Annotated in this window: 11 protein-coding genes and 1 CRISPR repeat array; of the genes, 7 read left to right on the top strand and 4 right to left on the bottom strand. The window is 39.5% G+C overall.

What is annotated here, in order from left to right:
- Genes csy1 through PVK70_RS11325 form a run of 4 tightly spaced genes read right to left on the bottom strand, consistent with a single transcriptional unit; the run spans window position 1 to window position 6,786 of the window.
- Window positions 1-1,353 (bottom strand): type I-F CRISPR-associated protein Csy1, encoded by a 1,353-nt coding sequence (csy1, locus tag PVK70_RS11340; RefSeq protein ID WP_130047000.1) that lies wholly within the window; start codon window positions 1,351-1,353, stop codon window positions 1-3.
- Window positions 1,346-4,765 carry a type I-F CRISPR-associated helicase Cas3f gene (cas3f, locus tag PVK70_RS11335; RefSeq protein WP_130047001.1) on the bottom strand — a complete coding sequence of 1,140 codons (3,420 nt, stop codon included), beginning with the start codon at window positions 4,763-4,765 and terminating at the stop codon, window positions 1,346-1,348. The genes csy1 and cas3f overlap by 8 nt, the downstream gene beginning before the upstream one ends.
- Window positions 4,762-5,757, bottom strand: coding sequence for a type I-F CRISPR-associated endonuclease Cas1f (cas1f, locus tag PVK70_RS11330; RefSeq protein WP_130047002.1), 996 nt, complete (start codon window positions 5,755-5,757; stop codon window positions 4,762-4,764). Before cas1f ends, cas3f begins: the two co-directional genes overlap by 4 nt.
- A 33-nt stretch (window positions 5,758-5,790) precedes the next feature.
- Complete coding sequence (locus tag PVK70_RS11325; protein WP_165367171.1) at window positions 5,791-6,786, bottom strand: helix-turn-helix transcriptional regulator; 996 nt, start codon at window positions 6,784-6,786, stop codon at window positions 5,791-5,793.
- 175 nt (window positions 6,787-6,961) lie between these two features.
- A CRISPR array of direct repeats spans window positions 6,962-8,189; the repeat unit is 28 nt; unit sequence TTTCTAAGCTGCCTGTACGGCAGTAAAC.
- A gap of 298 nt (window positions 8,190-8,487) precedes the next feature.
- Between PVK70_RS11325 and PVK70_RS11320 the strand changes: the two genes are divergently transcribed.
- The 7 genes from PVK70_RS11320 to PVK70_RS11290 all read left to right on the top strand — a co-directional run bounded on the left by PVK70_RS11320 (window position 8,488) and on the right by PVK70_RS11290 (window position 17,313).
- A complete protein-coding gene (locus PVK70_RS11320; RefSeq protein WP_130047004.1) occupies window positions 8,488-9,780 on the top strand; it encodes a glycosyltransferase family 4 protein in 1,293 nt (430 codons plus the stop codon).
- Entirely contained in the window at window positions 9,777-10,940 is a 1,164-nt protein-coding gene (locus tag PVK70_RS11315) for a glycosyltransferase family 4 protein (RefSeq protein ID WP_130047005.1), read from the top strand. Before PVK70_RS11320 ends, PVK70_RS11315 begins: the two co-directional genes overlap by 4 nt.
- Window positions 10,937-12,379, top strand: coding sequence for a lipopolysaccharide biosynthesis protein (locus tag PVK70_RS11310; RefSeq protein WP_130047006.1), 1,443 nt, complete (start codon window positions 10,937-10,939; stop codon window positions 12,377-12,379). The genes PVK70_RS11315 and PVK70_RS11310 overlap by 4 nt, the downstream gene beginning before the upstream one ends.
- Window positions 12,376-13,812 (top strand): O-antigen ligase family protein, encoded by a 1,437-nt coding sequence (locus tag PVK70_RS11305; protein WP_130047007.1) that lies wholly within the window; start codon window positions 12,376-12,378, stop codon window positions 13,810-13,812. The genes PVK70_RS11310 and PVK70_RS11305 overlap by 4 nt, the downstream gene beginning before the upstream one ends.
- 102 nt (window positions 13,813-13,914) lie before the next feature.
- Window positions 13,915-14,682, top strand: a complete 768-nt coding sequence (locus PVK70_RS11300; RefSeq protein ID WP_130047008.1) for an acyltransferase — start codon at window positions 13,915-13,917, stop codon at window positions 14,680-14,682.
- Window positions 14,672-15,817, top strand: a complete 1,146-nt coding sequence (locus tag PVK70_RS11295; RefSeq protein WP_130047009.1) for a glycosyltransferase — start codon at window positions 14,672-14,674, stop codon at window positions 15,815-15,817. Before PVK70_RS11300 ends, PVK70_RS11295 begins: the two co-directional genes overlap by 11 nt.
- Window positions 15,814-17,313: a GumC family protein gene (locus PVK70_RS11290; RefSeq protein ID WP_274441455.1), complete on the top strand. Its 1,500-nt coding sequence runs from the start codon at window positions 15,814-15,816 to the stop codon at window positions 17,311-17,313. The genes PVK70_RS11295 and PVK70_RS11290 overlap by 4 nt, the downstream gene beginning before the upstream one ends.
- Window positions 17,314-17,451: the final 138 nt, after the last annotated feature.

Raw genomic sequence — 17,451 nt, 5'->3', positions numbered from 1 at the left:
TTACAACTCCCCTAATTTTGGCGTTGAGCGTTCAAAATGCTTTAATTGATGTAAAAACAACTTTGAAAAATAAGCATGTTCTATATCACCCAAAATATATTTCTCTTTATTGCTCTTTAATTTATGAGTCAACCAACTGGCAAAATCCGTCGCGATAAGCACCAACCAATCCCCTTTTTCACGGTGTTTTTGGAATGCCTCATCGGTGTTGTAAACATCTAACCACAATGCATGATTGGGCTTCATTTTACATTCATCACTATTTGACCAACCTGCATGATCTTTCATCATTTGAATGACCGCGGCGTGGTTTAACACCGTATCAATGATTGGCAAAAGATACGCGTTATCTCGTTGACGACGAATATGTACATTTTTCTCATCCTCTCTTAGGTTTTCAAGAAATAGACGGAACTCGCGGATCAGTGCAGCCGTTTTAAAACTTAACTCACGACCAAATAGACTTGAACTACTAACTGGCGGCGAAGCGATACGCTTCCATTGTGGTGGCGCACAATTTAATAGAAACGTTTGTCCGTGACGTTCATTATTTAATTGCGAGATATTTTGAGGCTTAGAGCCACCAAAATTTTGTACCGCAAGATTAAAGAAACGTTCATCTAACTTTTCATGGTATTTGTCTATTTTATGCGCATCACGGATCTCTTTTGAGTCACCATACCGAGAGCGTCTTACTTCATGATATAGCTCATGCGCAAGGGCTGATGAAAAAAGTGGGCATAACAAATGGTAATCAACCGATGTTTTATCCTCACCAATCAAAGGAAAGTACAGTTGCTTACTTAATGTATGGCTAGATAGCTTTGTATCGCCAAGCGCTTGAGAAAAACCGTCTTTCCACTCTTTTAGTTGCTGTTCATCGTTGGTAAAAGAACGCAACGCATCAACATGGCCTTGCTGTAATTGCGTAATTAAACTTTCACCATCACATTCTAGCTTGAGTAATCTTGCGACATCTAACGCTGCGGCATTACCTACTGCATCAATGGCTTTCTTATTTAAGGATGCCGTCACCAAATAGTTTGACTCACTTAATTGATCACTGACCAACATACTACTGGCTTTAGCATCACTGTGAGTAAACTTTGCTGCATGGGTAGCAAGACTTATCTGTTTTGCTCGTTTTGCTGCATCAGAAAGCCAAACGCTAGCAGTAAATGATGCCTCTATCGGTGCTGATTCTTCTGCATAAACTGCTTTCGCTTCTGCAATTTCAACAGGGTCTTCACTTTTTTCTAAGATCTTATTTAGCGCCTTTTGTAATGGCTCTAACTTTGCTTCTTTTCGTTGCTGAATATAATCAGCAATGGCCTGAGATAATGTGTTATCCATTATTATTCCTAGTTATTTTTGTTTGGTAAATGCCCAACTGATCATGCCAATTCCAAATTAATTCCTGACCTTCTTTCGCTGCTCTTAAACTAATAGCACCAAAATATTGCCCTGTAATTTCTATTGTTTGTTCTAACTGTTCTGCTAAATTGCTATAGATAGTTTCTGCATCGGCATTCATCCACCAGTAGTTACCCTCTGATAGCTCAATGCTTTGTGTTACCACCCTATGATTTTGTGGCGTAAATACCCATTTTTTTTGCGTGGTGTCTTTTTGATGCCAGCCTAAATCGCCCCACTCATCGGTTTTACACAAAATAAACTCTTCTTGCAGGTCTGATTTTCTGAACCGAGTTTGATTAATAAACTCTCCGTTCCAATCTGCATGGTTATCACTACTCCACCACAAGCAAGCTTCATCATCTTTCTGAAAAAAAACATCTCTATTTAGCTTATTTTCTAGACCTAGCGTTAACTTTAATGCTCGATGTTCTTGTACTGAAAAACTGTCAATTCCTTTCGCTTTTTTATTTTTTGATGTTTTATCTAAACAGAAGTCTTTCTGGGAAAAAGACGGCTCTTTTATTCGTGAAATCGCAGAGATACTTTCTAGTTCACCATTTAATAGTTCATTCAAATCATGAGTCGACAAAGGCAAATCTTTACTTTCAAAACCCGGTTTACAATAAGCTGTAGTATCACCTCTTAATGCTCTGATATTTTTATTCAATACCATTAAGTTGCTGCTGCTCGGCTCTTGTTGGCGATGACGTTGAATACGACCTGCGAGTTGGATCAATGCACGTAGTGAACTTGGCTCTGCGATTCCCCAATCGTAATCGTGATCTCGTCCTACCTCGACAACCGATGTCCCGACAACAACAAAAATATTATTCACCGTCGTTGTTTTATTGAGCGCGTCTATAATCTCTGGTTGTTGCCAAAGCTGCTCTGAGTCATATCGCGTTAGAGTATTATCTAAACGATTTTCCTTGTGAGATCTCACTGCCAATGGAAACTGTGAGTGATACACACAAAAATGAATACTGTAATCCTCTTGTGGGCGCATTTCTGACAGGCACTTCATCACATTGATCATTGGGTCGATATTTGCCATTCGCACCACACCGCAAGATACTTTTCGGCATGAGCTGTGTTTTACGTGGTGACTATCATGTAATTTATGGATCTGCTCATGAATGGTTGCTGCGACTGACTGATAAATATGACTCTCATCTTTTTTATCACTTAACTCATCATCAAGGTGAACAGGGACTAATTCCCCTTTACGCAGCACTTTTTTATTTTCGTTCAGTTTTTTAATGCGTTTCTGCACGAAAATTTCATTTTCTTCCGTAAAAGCGTCAGATGATTTTATCTCTGTGACATGGCTTTTATTCTCGTCAAACCATCCACAAACCACACTTTGCAGCTCCCCTTCTGGAAAGTTGGCTTCATTGAAATGCTTTCTTCCTGCTAAATAGGCGTGATATAACGCATTGATTAATGATGGTGGTAAGGTGGCAGAAGAAAGCAACACACGAGATCCAAGCATGCCTGCCCAGTTAACTAAGCGACATAATGCAGGCAGATCTTCCAAGCTAAAATCATCTGGCTCATCCAAAATTAAATCTGATGTTAATAGACGCAACATAGGCGCAATTTGTTTGCCACCACGCAAGCTTTCTGTCGCGGGCATTAGATGATCAATAGTGCTAACTACTACTGGCGCACTCAATAGTTGCTCTAACTTAGGGTTGCCTTTTAACCAATGCTTTAAGCGGCCATCATAAATTTGGCCATCATAACTAATGAATAATTGCTCGAAAAAATCGTCGCTTGATTCGCTGCCAGAACTCGGTTTCTCTTTATTTGATTCTTTATTAACTTGATGCAATGTTTTAACTGCTTGCGAGCCAATCAAGACAGCCAGTTCATCGTCACCTAACTTTAGTAAATCACGGTAACTGTCACCTGTTTGTAAAGTTAGAGTTCTTAAACCAACAGCAACAGAGAAGCGGCAGCCTTCTCTTTCATCAGCAAGTGCATACATAATTCGAGCATTGGCAATGGTTTTACCACAACCTGTTGAGGCCATATTGATCCCAAAGAACCCTTGTTTTTCACTTAATCGAGCATACTCTTTGGCTGCTTTATACGCTTTATCTTGCCATGCGAATTTTTTCGGTGCAGTTCGGCTAAATAATTTGTGTTGACCTATCGCAGGCAGTGCATATTTCAATGCAGGTAAGTTTAATGCAAAGTGCATGGCATTGTGAGCAACACCAATATTATGCTCATCCAATTGCTGTTTAAATACCGCTCTCCCTTCAAGCTGAGTCGCTTTTCTATCCGTGTTAGCTTTTGGTAAATAATCGTTATCTCGCCACTCCAATTGAGATCGTTCAGCTTCTAAAGAGGAATAATAGTGATCCGAAAGCATTAAAGACAAACGTGACAAATGAGCAACAAAACGTTGTTTCAGCAACTCTTGGTCATGATTTAGCTTTGTGTTTTTTAGCGCTCGATACGCCAACTTAGACGCTTGTTTTTGCCATGTTTTACTAATAAACGGAGTCCCTTGGCTGAAGGTCCAGTTTTTAATAATGGTGTCATTACCAATTTGATCTAATTGCTCTGCATTACTCGAATTCCAATCACAATTAAAAACACCCGTTAACCAGTTTTTCATATTTTCATTAACGACATTTTGTGTGCGTTTAGTCTGAGGTAATGGCAAACGGTGATGAGACACAATCAACCAAGCGACCAAGGAGGCAAAAGGCGTTAATGACTTAAATGGAGATGGTGAGTTTGCCCCATTATCGTGATGCAGATTGTTTAGCACATAAGATTCAGTGTTAGTACCATTCTCTGAGCGATCTATTTCACTTAATTCACCTAACCACTCTTGATCTGATTTTCCTTTTACAAAAGCTTCAAACAAGCGTAGAGAAATCCACTCATGTCGATAAGGTTCACCTTTTGCTCCACTTATCCCTTTTAGCTTTGCTTGAAACAGATCATTGGCTTTACCAAAGTCATGAAACAAACCTGCAATGCTGGTGGCATTGGCGATCACTTCCAGTTTATCCCAACCATTTTCCCATTCTTTATGATCAAGATTCAAACGGGTTCGATTCACTGGCACCACACCCTCGGTATTAAATTTCAAACGATTTCCCACCACCCATAAAAATTGGCTGCGAGAGCGTGAGCGTATCCAATGGCAACTTACCGCAGTGCTTTTGCTTGCTGTTTGTCGCAGCATTTTCTTTACGGTTAATAAACCATCTTCGGTAATAATGGTCTGCCATGTGTTATCCCCAATGCGATTAGCAAAGGCATCTAATACTCTACGCGTTTTCTTTAACGCATTTTTCTCACACTGAGAAACAAAAGTGACCATCATTTTGCTTGATCTCCGCCATCTAGCGACTTAGGTTGTTGATGCATTAACGCCACGTCTTTAACGGTATCAAACATAAAATCCAATACGTTATGATCGGTAAAGGCTTGCAATACTTGTTGGCGAAACTCTTGTTCTGTGTCGTTTTCTTTGGCGCATATAAATGCCCACGGCAGTACGATGGTGTCTTTAATTAAATCAGCCACATCAAACACTAATGCCCCACGTCGAGTCTTGCCATGCATGACGGCAAAACCATGGGGAATACCTAATACCCATAATGTTGTCGCAGCCAAGCCATACGCCAAATAGTTACCGTGGTTTAAAAAGTCATTGGCTTTGTCGGTAGATTGATGTTGTCTTTTAAAATCTTGGAGCTGAACGTTATTCGCTGCAAACTTATATAAGTGTTTGGTTAATTGCGCTTCTGTCAGCAGTAAATCGCTTTGCTTTGTGGCGGCTTCTGTACGTTCTTCAAACCGTTCAAACGCGGCTTGCAACCCTGGCTCTTTTACATCAAAACCTTCTTGTTTTAGCTCTCTGTCTTTTGCCCAGATCTTCTGCAAAAAACTCAACCTTGCTTGCTGAAATGCTTTTGCTGCCGCCAAACGTTTTTGGTCATCAAACCAAAATGACATCCATCCTTGTAAATACTCGGTTGGGCGATATTCACTTTGTGGCGTAAACCATTCAATAGGCTGCTCTGCATCATTCGCCATATAGAGAGGCGTTCCACCACCGCCACTAAAGCCAACTAAAACGCCAGCTTGAGCGAGCATTCGCATGGCCGCTTGGGTAATTGATGTACCATTGCCGAGTAGCAGAACGGTGGTGTTTGCAATCGGGATATTGAAGTATTGGTTCTCATTCTTCGCCTCTGTGAGATAGAGAACACGACCGTCTTTTTGCATCACTCGGCAATATTCTAAATAGAACATATTTGCACGCTTAGAATGCAGAATGCTTTTTAGATCTGAAGACGAAAAGTTATCCATTGACACTATCCTTGAATGATTAATATAGCCATCTTACTGAACAGCAAGGTCACATACTGACCCTGAGCGATCTTTTTGTATTTTTTCTACCGCTTTTAATAAACATTGCTCTACCGATTCTTTCAAAAATGCGGGCGAGACAACGGTTACATTTGGTTGAAATCGCATAATTTCACGTACTAATTCACGGTGGTCACTAAAGAAGAAGCTTAAGATTAAGTCTCCATTATCTTGAGTTTCTATCTGCTGTTCACTATGCCAAGTGTGATCTAAAACCCAAGGTGCTACGCTTTGCTCAAAACAAAGAATCGCCTGATACTGGGTCTCTCCAACCATTAAGCCATAACTATTTTTTAAATAGGCGTGTACTGATTCTTCAGGTAACGCGGTAAAAGGGGTATCACCCTCTTTCGCTGATTTTAAACGGTTAAGAGAAAATATTCGGATTTCAGATCGTAAATGGCACCAAGCTAATAAATACCATGCGTCTTTATATAGAAATACCTTTTGAGGTGAGAGGGTGCGTACTGTAGTGTTCTGACTGCTGTCTTGATATTCAATATCAACGCTTGATTCTGCCCATAGCGCTGCTGTAATTTGGTTGAAGACATCAGCATGATTAATCGGTCTAATCGCACTACGTATTTCTATTTTATTAGCGATGCCAAAATCTGTTGCTCGATTTTTTGTCTTTTGTAGAACGTGTTTGATCCCTTCTAGCTCTTTATTTAATGATCCTGTATGTAGATCGGTAAATAGTTTTTCTGCGGTTAATAAGGCAAACCATTCTTTATCAGTAAAATTCAGATACGATAATGGAAGTTGATGACTATCAGAATCGTATGCATATCCTTTTAGTTCTCTATCGTATGAGATTGAAGCATCAAATTCGTCATTGATTTTACGAAGTATCCGTTTAAATGTGGATTCTGAGCACTCTAGCGCTTCTAGAAGTTTACTTTTCGGTACTGGGTATTTGGATTGGCTAAGTAATTTATGAATAATTGATAAACGAGAGAGTTGCTCCACTATTAACAGCCTTATCAATAAAGTTAATATTAAACAAAGAGTTACTATAATACTATTTCATAAATAAAATAGTATATTTATCGATATTTTATGATGGTTATCTCGTTATTTTAATCAATTATTCTACCTGTGCGGTAGTAAACGGTTTGCCAGGATTAGCTTTAAAAAGAGTGGTTTTCTAAGCTGCCTGTACGGCAGTAAACCATTTGGAAATTGATTAGAGATAATTTTTAATTTTCTAAGCTGCCTGTACGGCAGTAAACGTATTAGCGGTTCGCCGCCGAAACATAGTAAATTTCTAAGCTGCCTGTACGGCAGTAAACTACGAATGTGTCAGTCAATTTGAAGAGGCGGTTTTCTAAGCTGCCTGTACGGCAGTAAACGGGTTGTAAGAACTGAACCGTGGATGCTTTGTTTTCTAAGCTGCCTGTACGGCAGTAAACTGGGTCAGACTTAGGTATTGCTTTACGGTCTATTTCTAAGCTGCCTGCACGGCAGTAAACTCACGGCCAAACATTTCGTGAAAATCGTCAATTTTCTAAGCTGCCTGTACGGCAGTAAACGGACGGAGCAACTAGACGGATTGGACTTGCTTTTTCTAAGCTGCCTGTACGGCAGTAAACCGGCACTTTGTTATTTTTGACGAGCTGCGCGATTTCTAAGCTGCCTGTACGGCAGTAAACTTTACGAGTTTTTATCCCCTCCAATGGCGGTGTTTCTAAGCTGCCTGTACGGCAGTAAACGCGCAGCAGTACCAATCTCCATCAACCTTTCTTTTCTAAGCTGCCTGTACGGCAGTAAACCTTGAAAAAATGGATTAGCATCAAACTTAGATTTTCTAAGCTGCCTGTACGGCAGTAAACAAGATTTACATCTTTTTTTATTTTCTTTTGATTTTCTAAGCTGCCTGTACGGCAGTAAACAATCAGCAATAGCCTCAGCTATCCAGTTAACATTTCTAAGCTGCCTGTACGGCAGTAAACAGTCATCTTCTCCAACGTGGTAAACTGTTGTTTTTCTAAGCTGCCTGTACGGCAGTAAACATGATATTTTTTGTCGTAGCAGGTGGCGGCTTTTTCTAAGCTGCCTGTACGGCAGTAAACGATTCTTGGGTCGTGGGTTTATCTTTGACTGTTTTCTAAGCTGCCTGTACGGCAGTAAACTTCTTATTCTGTTTTTTCTTCTTCGTCTTGCTTTTCTAAGCTGCCTGTACGGCAGTAAACATATCGCTATATGGCGGGTTGCACCATACTGATTTCTAAGCTGCCTGTACGGCAGTAAACTATTGTCAATGCGATTATCTTTGTATTTATTTTTTCTAAGCTGCCTGTACGGCAGTAAACAATAAAATTAATATAATTGCTGTTATTCCGATTTTCTAAGCTGCCTGTACGGCAGTAAACAGTAGAATATCAGCATAAAAATAAGTTACAACAAGCAGATAGCTTAAATATTACTTTTTAACCTACTTTCCCAACCAACCTGTAACTCATTGATTTTATTATTCTATTGTTAACGTTATTTTTTTTGGTATTTTTTATCTCTCTGATTCCCAATTTAAAAAACCACATTCTCAATTTGAGAAAACTGATCTATACACATAATAATTCCCTTTAAAAATCAATAAAATAAAAACAATTACAATCTGGCACTGCCCTTGCTCTATCTCTTATATCAGAGAGAATGCGAGGAAGGTGTGCTATGGAAAATACAACAAAAACAACCTTACTGTTTGTTCATTATGGTGATGATTGGATCCGTGGTTCTGAAGTCTGCTTAATCAATCTAATTAAAAGCATTAATCACCAAAAATATAACTGCATTTTATGGTGCAACCAACAGCGCCTTGTTGATCAGGTTGAAAAGCAATTAAGTGCGAGTTATGTAACTCCCTTTACTTTATTACTTGGATGGCAAGCCCCTCGTTTCTCTTTCTTAAATTGGCACGATTTCTACCAACAAGGAAAAGAGATAATAAAGTACCATCAGGTCGACTTAATTCACTGTAATAGCGCAGCTCCATGTCAGTGGATGAATATGGTCGCTCGTCATACTAAAACGCCATTAGTTACCCACCTTCATACTCAATATCCATTACGTGATCGTCTAAGTTTAGGCATTCATCTTAGCCCTAAATTAGTAACCGTAAGCGATGCGATTGGTCAGAGTTTATTACAAGATGGCTATGATAAAAATGGAATAACGACAATCCCAAATGGCATAAATACCAACAAGCTAAATACTCAACAACCCACATTATTACGTGACCAATTAAATATTGATAAGAGTGCCTTTGTGCTTGCAACTTCAGGGTCACTAATTCATAGAAAAGGCGTTGATTTAATTATAGAAAGCCTAAATAAAATTGATGCTGTCATGCTTAATATTCATCTCGTTATTATTGGCGAAGGGGAAGAAAGAGTCCAACTTGAACATCAAGCAGAACAACTGAATTTAAGCCACAATGTGCATTTCTTAGGGGAACAATGCAATGTAGTCGGCCTATTAAAAAGTAACATTAACGCCTACATAAGTGGGGCACGAGATGAAGCTTTTGGCTTAGCATTAGTGGAAGCCTCATTAGCTCAATTACCCGTTATTGCACCTATGGTTGGTGGCATTCCAGAGGTAATCAGCCACTATGAAACAGGGTTACTAACCCAACCAGAAGACAGTGATTCTTTTGCTAAAGCGATTATGGTGTTTATTCATAACCCTCACCTTGCTGAACAAATGGGCAGAAAAGGAAAAGAAACCGTTTACCGCTATTTTTCTCTCTCACAATACACCAAACAATTTGAAGCTGTGTATGAAGAACAACTAAGCACAACAGCAACTACCCCCTATGCACGCCCATTAACACAAGCGCTTCACCCTGTATTCTCAAATCTAGCTTACATCTCTAACCTGTTAATTAATAAGGTACTGTTTAATAAGGTTTTTTATTCAAATTCAAGTCCTAAAGTTCTTCCTAAACAAGGAGATAAATCATGAATACATCGAATCATATTTTAGTCCTTGACCCAATTACTTATACCGGTGGTTCAAAAATCGCCACCCGTGAGATGCTAGATTTACTGAATCGTAAAAATAATAAGATCACGGTACTAACAGCAAATCCAAGATCTTGGTTATTAAGAAGCGTAAACATCATTAAGATGTCTCACCCTAACTGGTTACCGATTTCTGAATATGGAAAAAGCTACTGGTTCCGACAGTTGTATTTCTGTTTGTGGTTACTCTACATCCGGTTATTTTATGGAAAAATTGATGTTGCTGTTGGTGCGTCTGGCCCTGGTATTGATATGCCTATTTACATGATGAAGTGGTTTTTTGGCTATCAAATTACGCAACTTATTCATGGCCCGGTAGGGTTATCTCGCTCCATTGGGTTATGCCTTTGTCATGCTGAACACGTTTTTTATCTTCAGAGTGCTTATCCCTCTTTGCTTGCTGCACTTAAGCAGGTATGGCGAAAAGAGATCGCATCAGTCCAAATAGAAAAACAAGAACAATTACTGGCGACCCATCACTTTGAGCCCTTTGTGAATGGGATAAGTGAGAAAAACCGTCCTACACCATGCCAGTATCAATCACCACAGCTATTTTGGGCCGCATCCCTTTTAAAATGGAAAGGGTTAGATTTGCTATTAGACACGATAGAAGCCACAAACCTTGAACTGCGCGCTCCAACCACTATTTGTTATTTAATTCCTGAAAACAACGCACTACCGACAACTCAAGCACCAAGACACATAGAAGGAATAACTTGGCATCACCAACCAGAAAACTTAGACACCTTACGCTCTGAGGCCAATATATTTGTTTCGACCAGTCATCAAGAACCTTTTGGACTTTCAATTTTAGAGGCGCTTATGGCTGGGATGTGTGTGGTAATTCCTTCTGATGGTGCGTTTTGGGATTTAATATTAACTCACAATAAAAATTGCCTTAAATACAAACCTAATGACATGAGCTCCTTACAGCATCAGCTATCAATAGCAAATGGTAATCTAAATCTCATTACACAATTAGGTCAATCAGGTGCACACCTATCTCAAGGCTATCAAGCAGAAAAGTGCTATTTACCAATTAAATTAGCCATGGAAAAACGCTCGATTACCTCACTGGCTTTAAATGAGGTGAAACAATGAAATTACTTTCTTTATCACCCGCATTAAAGAACATGGCACTTTATGGCAGCAGCATTGTATTAATGAAAGGGGTATCTCTTTTTATGCTGCCTTATATTGCTAATCACATATCTCAACATGAGCTAGGACGCTTAGAGTTATTATCAACCTTTGCAATGATATTAAGCGTAATTTTAGGATTATCGCTACATGAAGCACTGTATCGCTTTGCTGGTGCAGAGCAAGATCCACATCAAAAACGACGGATCACAGGTGAAATATTTACCCTTACTATGATTGTCGGTGCAATTGCTTTACCTATCATTTGGTTATTTAGCCCCTTTATCAGTGAATGGAAACCAGAATACGCCGACACTATTGAGTTAGAACTACTATTAATGCCTCTGGCTTTTGAAGGCATGGTTGCCGTTGTACTTGCTTCATTTAGAATGCGAGAAAAAGCCAAACTGTTCTTTTACTTAACCACTGGCCGCGCTTTGCTTCAAGCTGCATTAACCGTAATTGTGCTTTATCAAGGTTATGGCGTTACTGCTATTCTATTCGCTGGTTTTATCAGTGCTGCTCTGCAAGTCGTTGTGCTTGTCTATCTACAAAGCAAACAGAACAAAAAAGTGCGTGGCACAGGTTATCTATTTAACAAAGAAATGGCAGCTCTTTGTATTCCTTACTGCTTACCTCTAATGGCCAGTGGCTTAGTCGCTTTTGGATTAAATGGATTTGAACGATGGATATTAGCTGAGAACACAAGCTTTTCTGATCTTGCTCTGTATGCTGTTGCCCTCAAATTTGCCTTAGCATTAACCTTATTAATGCAGCCATTTTGTATGTGGTGGATGCCTAAACGTTTTGATTATTTGCAATCACGTGGAGAAAAAATCACAGCTAAAATGACCCAAAGCAGCCTTGTGTTGCTGTGCGGATTAACCGTTTTAGTTTGCTACTTGGCTCCAGTATTAATTGAGTGGTTAATGCCAGAAAGCTATCAACAAGCTAAAAACATCGCTGTTGCCTTGATCATCGTTTCAGCAATTAAGGAATTAAACGAATTAATCAACCTTGGTGCATTAGCAGAGAAACAGACTAAAAAATTATTATGGATTAATACTTTAGCTACAGGTCTTGGCATGATTGCTATTCTAGTTCTTACACCTATTTATGGCATGAGTGGCGTCATTATATCTCTAATCTTAGCTCAAACGATGCGCGTAATACTCACCTTTATACTCTCTCAGAGCGCTCACCCATTACCTTACTCGTTGGGAAAATTAAGCGTGCTATTACTAATTACCAGTGTGTCCATTGCGCTAAGTCTTTCTTCGTTCTCTGTTGGTATTCAGCTAATGATGGCGGCACTCTGCACCACCTCAGTGGTTATTTTTGCTTCGCAATTACAATTAATTACTCTGCCTAAAAATGAGCAAGGTGAGAAATGCCTATGAATACGAATAACGCGCCACTTCAATCAAAACCGTTGCAATGGTTTACAGCAATCATCTGTTCGCTATTTGCCGGAGTATTATGGCGCTTATTTCCTCACCCTGCACTTGTGGTTGTTTTGGGGATTCTTCCTCTTGCTGTGCTTTATACACTTAATCGTCCCTTCTTAATGGTACTGTTCTTTGTGATTTTTTCTTTTTTCCGTATTCACGAAGTCTTTCCTCAACTTTATAACTTAAAAATTCCTCTATTATTATCATTAGGTTCTTTGGCCGCTTTAGGCTGGCAAGTGGGAATAACTAAACAAATAAAGCTGTTTTGGTGCCGAGAATTTACCTTATTAAGCTGTTTTTTACTGCTCGTTATTCTTGGTATTGTGTTAGCGGGTAATCGCCCTATTGCTATTGAGTATTTCAAAAACATTTACTGGAAAATCATTTTAATGACATTCGCTATCGCTGTATTAGTGCGTAGCCCTCAGCAGCTTGCCTTTACTCTCAAAGCCATCACCATTGCAGGTGTATTAGTTGGTATTGTCGCCATTCAAAACAAATTAGGAGGTATTGGCTTAGTAGAAGAAACCCGAGTTACCATAGGTCGAGAACTGGGCTCTATGCTTGGTGACCCTAATGATCTTGCTCTTGTATTGATGTTCCCTACCTCATTTGCTGTTGGTTTATTAGTGACTCATCAGTTGTCTTGGCGTCAACGTATGATCGGCTTTATCGCTATCCCTATTCTCTTTTGGGCCATCATAGCCACGCAAAGTCGAGGTGGATTACTAGGCATGATCGCTGTCTTTGGGATCTATGGATTACAAAGAATCAAATCAAAAGTGCTATTAATGACGATAGCTATAATTGCTGGTGGGATTTTATTTGTGGTTGCTGGGATCTCAGATAGAGCATCTGGAGGTGCAGCAGAAGCAGGGGTTGATGCATCTGCAATGGGACGTTTATACGCATGGGAAGCCGCTTTTAAAATGGCGGTGAGCAACCCTATCACTGGCGTAGGTTTAGATAATTTCTATTCCAATTACTTTTATTACAGCCCTCATTGGGATGGGTTAAATCATGCGGTTCATAGTACTTGGTTTGGAGTACTCGCTGAAACAGGTTTTCTTGGGCTCAGCGTTTTTATTGCTTTAATCGTCGTTCTAATCAAAAGTGCCAATCGAACATTACAATCAGTAAAAGCAGTACAAGATAAAATCAACCCCGCCATTTACGCCAGTGCTCAAGCTATATTTGCAGGCTTAATTGGAACTATTGTATCAGGCACTTTTTTAACCCAAGGTTTTAATTGGCCGATTTATATTTTAGCCGCCTTAGTGGTTGCTGTGACTAAAACCAGTGAGATTGCGCTCAATAAAATAGAGATAGATACGAGAGAAAGCGAAATTCAAAACGATTCTCAAAATGAGAAAAACCAGTAAATTAAAAATACAGACCTATAACACACTGAAAAACAATCAGAAAATAATTGGCACAATCCATGAAACACTCTTTATAAGAGTTATCAAAAAAGGAATGCCATTATGAGTACATTATCTGTCTATCGTCTAAAGAAATGGCTAAAAAATGGTGAGAGTCCATTAGCAACAACGCTATTTCACATTGCTAAAGCCATTCGTCACTTTGAGCTACCAACGCCTCAAATACTTAATAAGCTCTTTTATGGGCTACATAAAACCATCATTACTCAATGGCAAGCTTTTACCCATCTTGTATTTTATGTTCCTGCATTTAAAGGGCGATTAAATAGCTATGGTAAACGCACACTGCTATACGGCGGCTTACCCTTTTTTAGCGGTCCACTGGCTATGACCATAGGTAATGATTGTCGCATCTCTGGGCAAACTACCTTTAGCGGTCGCACAAACTCTGCTAACCCCACTCTCACCGTAGGCGATAATGTCGATATTTGCTGGCAAACCACCATTGCGGTTGGCAATAAAGTGGTTATTGGCGATAACGTGCGTATTGCGGGGCAAGGCTTCCTTTGTGGCTACCCCGGACACCCAATTGATCCTACAGAACGAGCACGTGGTAAAGCCGATTTAGACAGCCAAGTCGGGGACATTATTTTAGAAAAAGACGTATGGCTTGGTTCTCGTGTCAGTATTATTGGTAATGTGACGGTGGGTGAAGGCACCATTGTTGCCTCTGGCAGCGTGGTAACCAAAAGTCTGCCCCCCTTTGTATTAGCTGGAGGAAACCCTGCAAAAGTCATTAAACCTCTAGATATAAGCTCCTCAAAAACAACCTCAAGTACTAGCAAAGAGGAAGTTAATTATGAAGCGTGATCTTATCGTTTTTGGCGAAGATTGGGGTGGTTTACCCTCTAGTACCCAACATTTAATTAAACAATTATCCTTCACTCGTAAAGTGATTTGGATAAACTCCATTGGGTTGCGTCAACCTAATTGGTCTTTACATGATATTAAACGTGTGTGGACTAAACTGACAAAAACCACCACAGACATCAAAGAAGAAAATCAATCGGCCCCTTTTCAAACCGTGAATTTAAAAACAATTCCAGCACCAAAAGGAAAGTTTACGCGTTGGGTAGCCAAGCAGCTAATTGTTCAGCAATTAAAACCAATCATAAAAAAAGCCCAGCTTCACCGTCCAATCTTATGGACCTCTCTTCCTACTGTTGCGGATGTTTGTGGCAGTTTAGGAGAGTCAGGCATTGTGTATTACTGCGGAGATGATTTTGGTGCATTGGCTGGTGTTGATCATGACATTGTTCTTCAACATGAACAAAAACTCATACAAAAATCAGACCTAATTCTCGCGGCGAGCCCAACGCTATGCCATAAATTTCCTGAAGAAAAAGTACAATTCTTACCTCATGGTGTCGATTTTACTCTATTTAACCAACCCGTTTTTAGAGCAAAAGATTTACCTAAAGATGGCAGGCCCATTGCGGGATTTTATGGCAGTTTATCCAAATGGATCGACTATGCGCTAATTAATCAAATCACTGAAATCAATCCAGATTGGCACTTTGTTTTTATTGGACAAAATGAATTAGCTTATAACCCAATAACACCACGTGAAAATGTACATCTTATGGGATCAAAACCTCATAGCCAATTGCCACGTTATAGTCAGCATTGGCAAGTAAGTCTATTGCCATTTATTGATAACGAACAAATAAGGGCCTGTAATCCACTTAAACTTTTGGAATATCTAGCAACAGGAACCCCCATTATCAGTACTGATTTTCCGGCGTTACGCCCATATAAATCAGCGATTCACACTGTAAATTCAGTAACTGAATTCAACTTAGCATTAAATTCAATTCAGCAAGAATGGTTAAAATACAATACAGAGGTACGTAGCAAACAAATACAGCAGCAAGCTCAGCTCATCAAGTCACATACATGGCAAGCAAAAGCTAAGCAACTTGAGGCTTGGTTGGAGGCATTATGATCACATTAAGCCAACGTTTTCTTATTATGTTTGAATCAGCATGGCGTCGTCGCTATCTGATCGCTATTCCTATTTTACTGATGCCACTTATCGGATTAGTGATTGGTAAATTGGCACCAAAATATTACGACTCTCATACCAGTATGCTTATTCAAGAAACTGCAAAAATGAACCCTTTTCTTGAGGATTTAGCGGTATCAACCATGCTAAAAGAACGTTTAAGCTCACTACAAACCTTATTGCACAGTCGACATATTTTAGGACTCGTCGCTAAAGAAAGAGGTTATGTGCATGAATCAATGTCACCTCAAGCCATTGATAATGCCATTGCTCGCTTATCTGATAGTTTATCGGTCAACATGGTGGGGAAAGATTTATTTCGTATTGATTACCAATCTAACCAACCTGAAGGTATGAAAGAGACCTTAGAAGCCGTGAGCCGTCATTTTACTGAACAATTATTGGCGCCAGAGCGATCATCTATGACAGATTCAAGTCAATTCCTATCAGACAATATAGATCAACGCCGCGCAGAATTGGACCTTGCAGAAGGAAGACTAGCGGAATTTAAAAGCCGTGAAAATACGATTCTTCCTGAAATGCAAATTACCAGTTTAGATCGCTTAACCAAACTCAAACAACGCTTATATGAGCGTCAGGCAGAGCTTGCTGGTGCTAAAAAACGCTTAGGGTCTATTGACTTACAATTATCAAAAACTAATCCAGTTATAGGTAAAATAGAAGAACAAATCATTCGAATTCGTGGAGAGTTAACCCTACTTCAAGCCAAATACACCCCTCAGCACAGTAAAGTTCAGGGCAAATTAAGAAACCTGAATCGACTAGAAGAAGAACGAACTCGTCTGCTCTCTCAAACTCAACCAGGATTAAGTAGTGAGCAACTGTGGGATATTGCCAGCAGCAATAGTGTTGAAGCTCTTGCCAAAGCGCCACCTATTTTGCTCTCTCAACTTGAGGAACTACAAAAGGCCACTAGTAAAGTCGACGCCTTAAGCGAAGAAACGCGAATTCTCGAAAGCATGATCAAGGATATGGAAGTACAAGCATCGCAATTTGGTGAGAATGAAAAAGAGTTATACCAACTGCAACGAGACTTAGTCTTAAAGCGAGAGCTATACAATGACTTAGTAGAGCGATTTGAAATGGCGAAATTAACTCACTCTCTTGGTGTCTTTGAGCAAGAAAAACGAGTAAAAATAATAGATAGGCCCTACACACCAAATAGCCCGTCAAATTTATCCAATATTCTCTTTGCTATTGCTGGGTTAATTGGAGGTATTGGCCTTGGCATAGGAATGGCCGTTATTGCTGAACTATGTGATACCACAATACGAAGAAGAGATGAAATACAGAAGTTAAGTGATGCGCCTGTCTTAAGTCGTATTCCACCTCAACCCGTTAAATGCTTTCACCTATTCAAAGATAAACAGCCGACACTCAATAGCAACTATACGTCACGTCCATTTTCAAATTAATTATAATTTCATCAAAACGATTTCTATATTCATTCTCAATTTGCAAATCAATAAAAATAAACACATAACAGATTGAAAATTAACACTAAACTTTATGGCACAAACTCTGCAGTTCTATTAAAACAAATAAGAATAAGG

The organism is Aliivibrio sp. A6, from assembly GCF_028765505.1.
GTDB classification, from domain to species: Bacteria; Pseudomonadota; Gammaproteobacteria; order Enterobacterales; family Vibrionaceae; genus Aliivibrio; species Aliivibrio finisterrensis_A.
The sequence above is the reverse complement of the archived record's forward strand: the minus strand, read 5'-3'. Positions and strand labels throughout refer to the sequence as shown.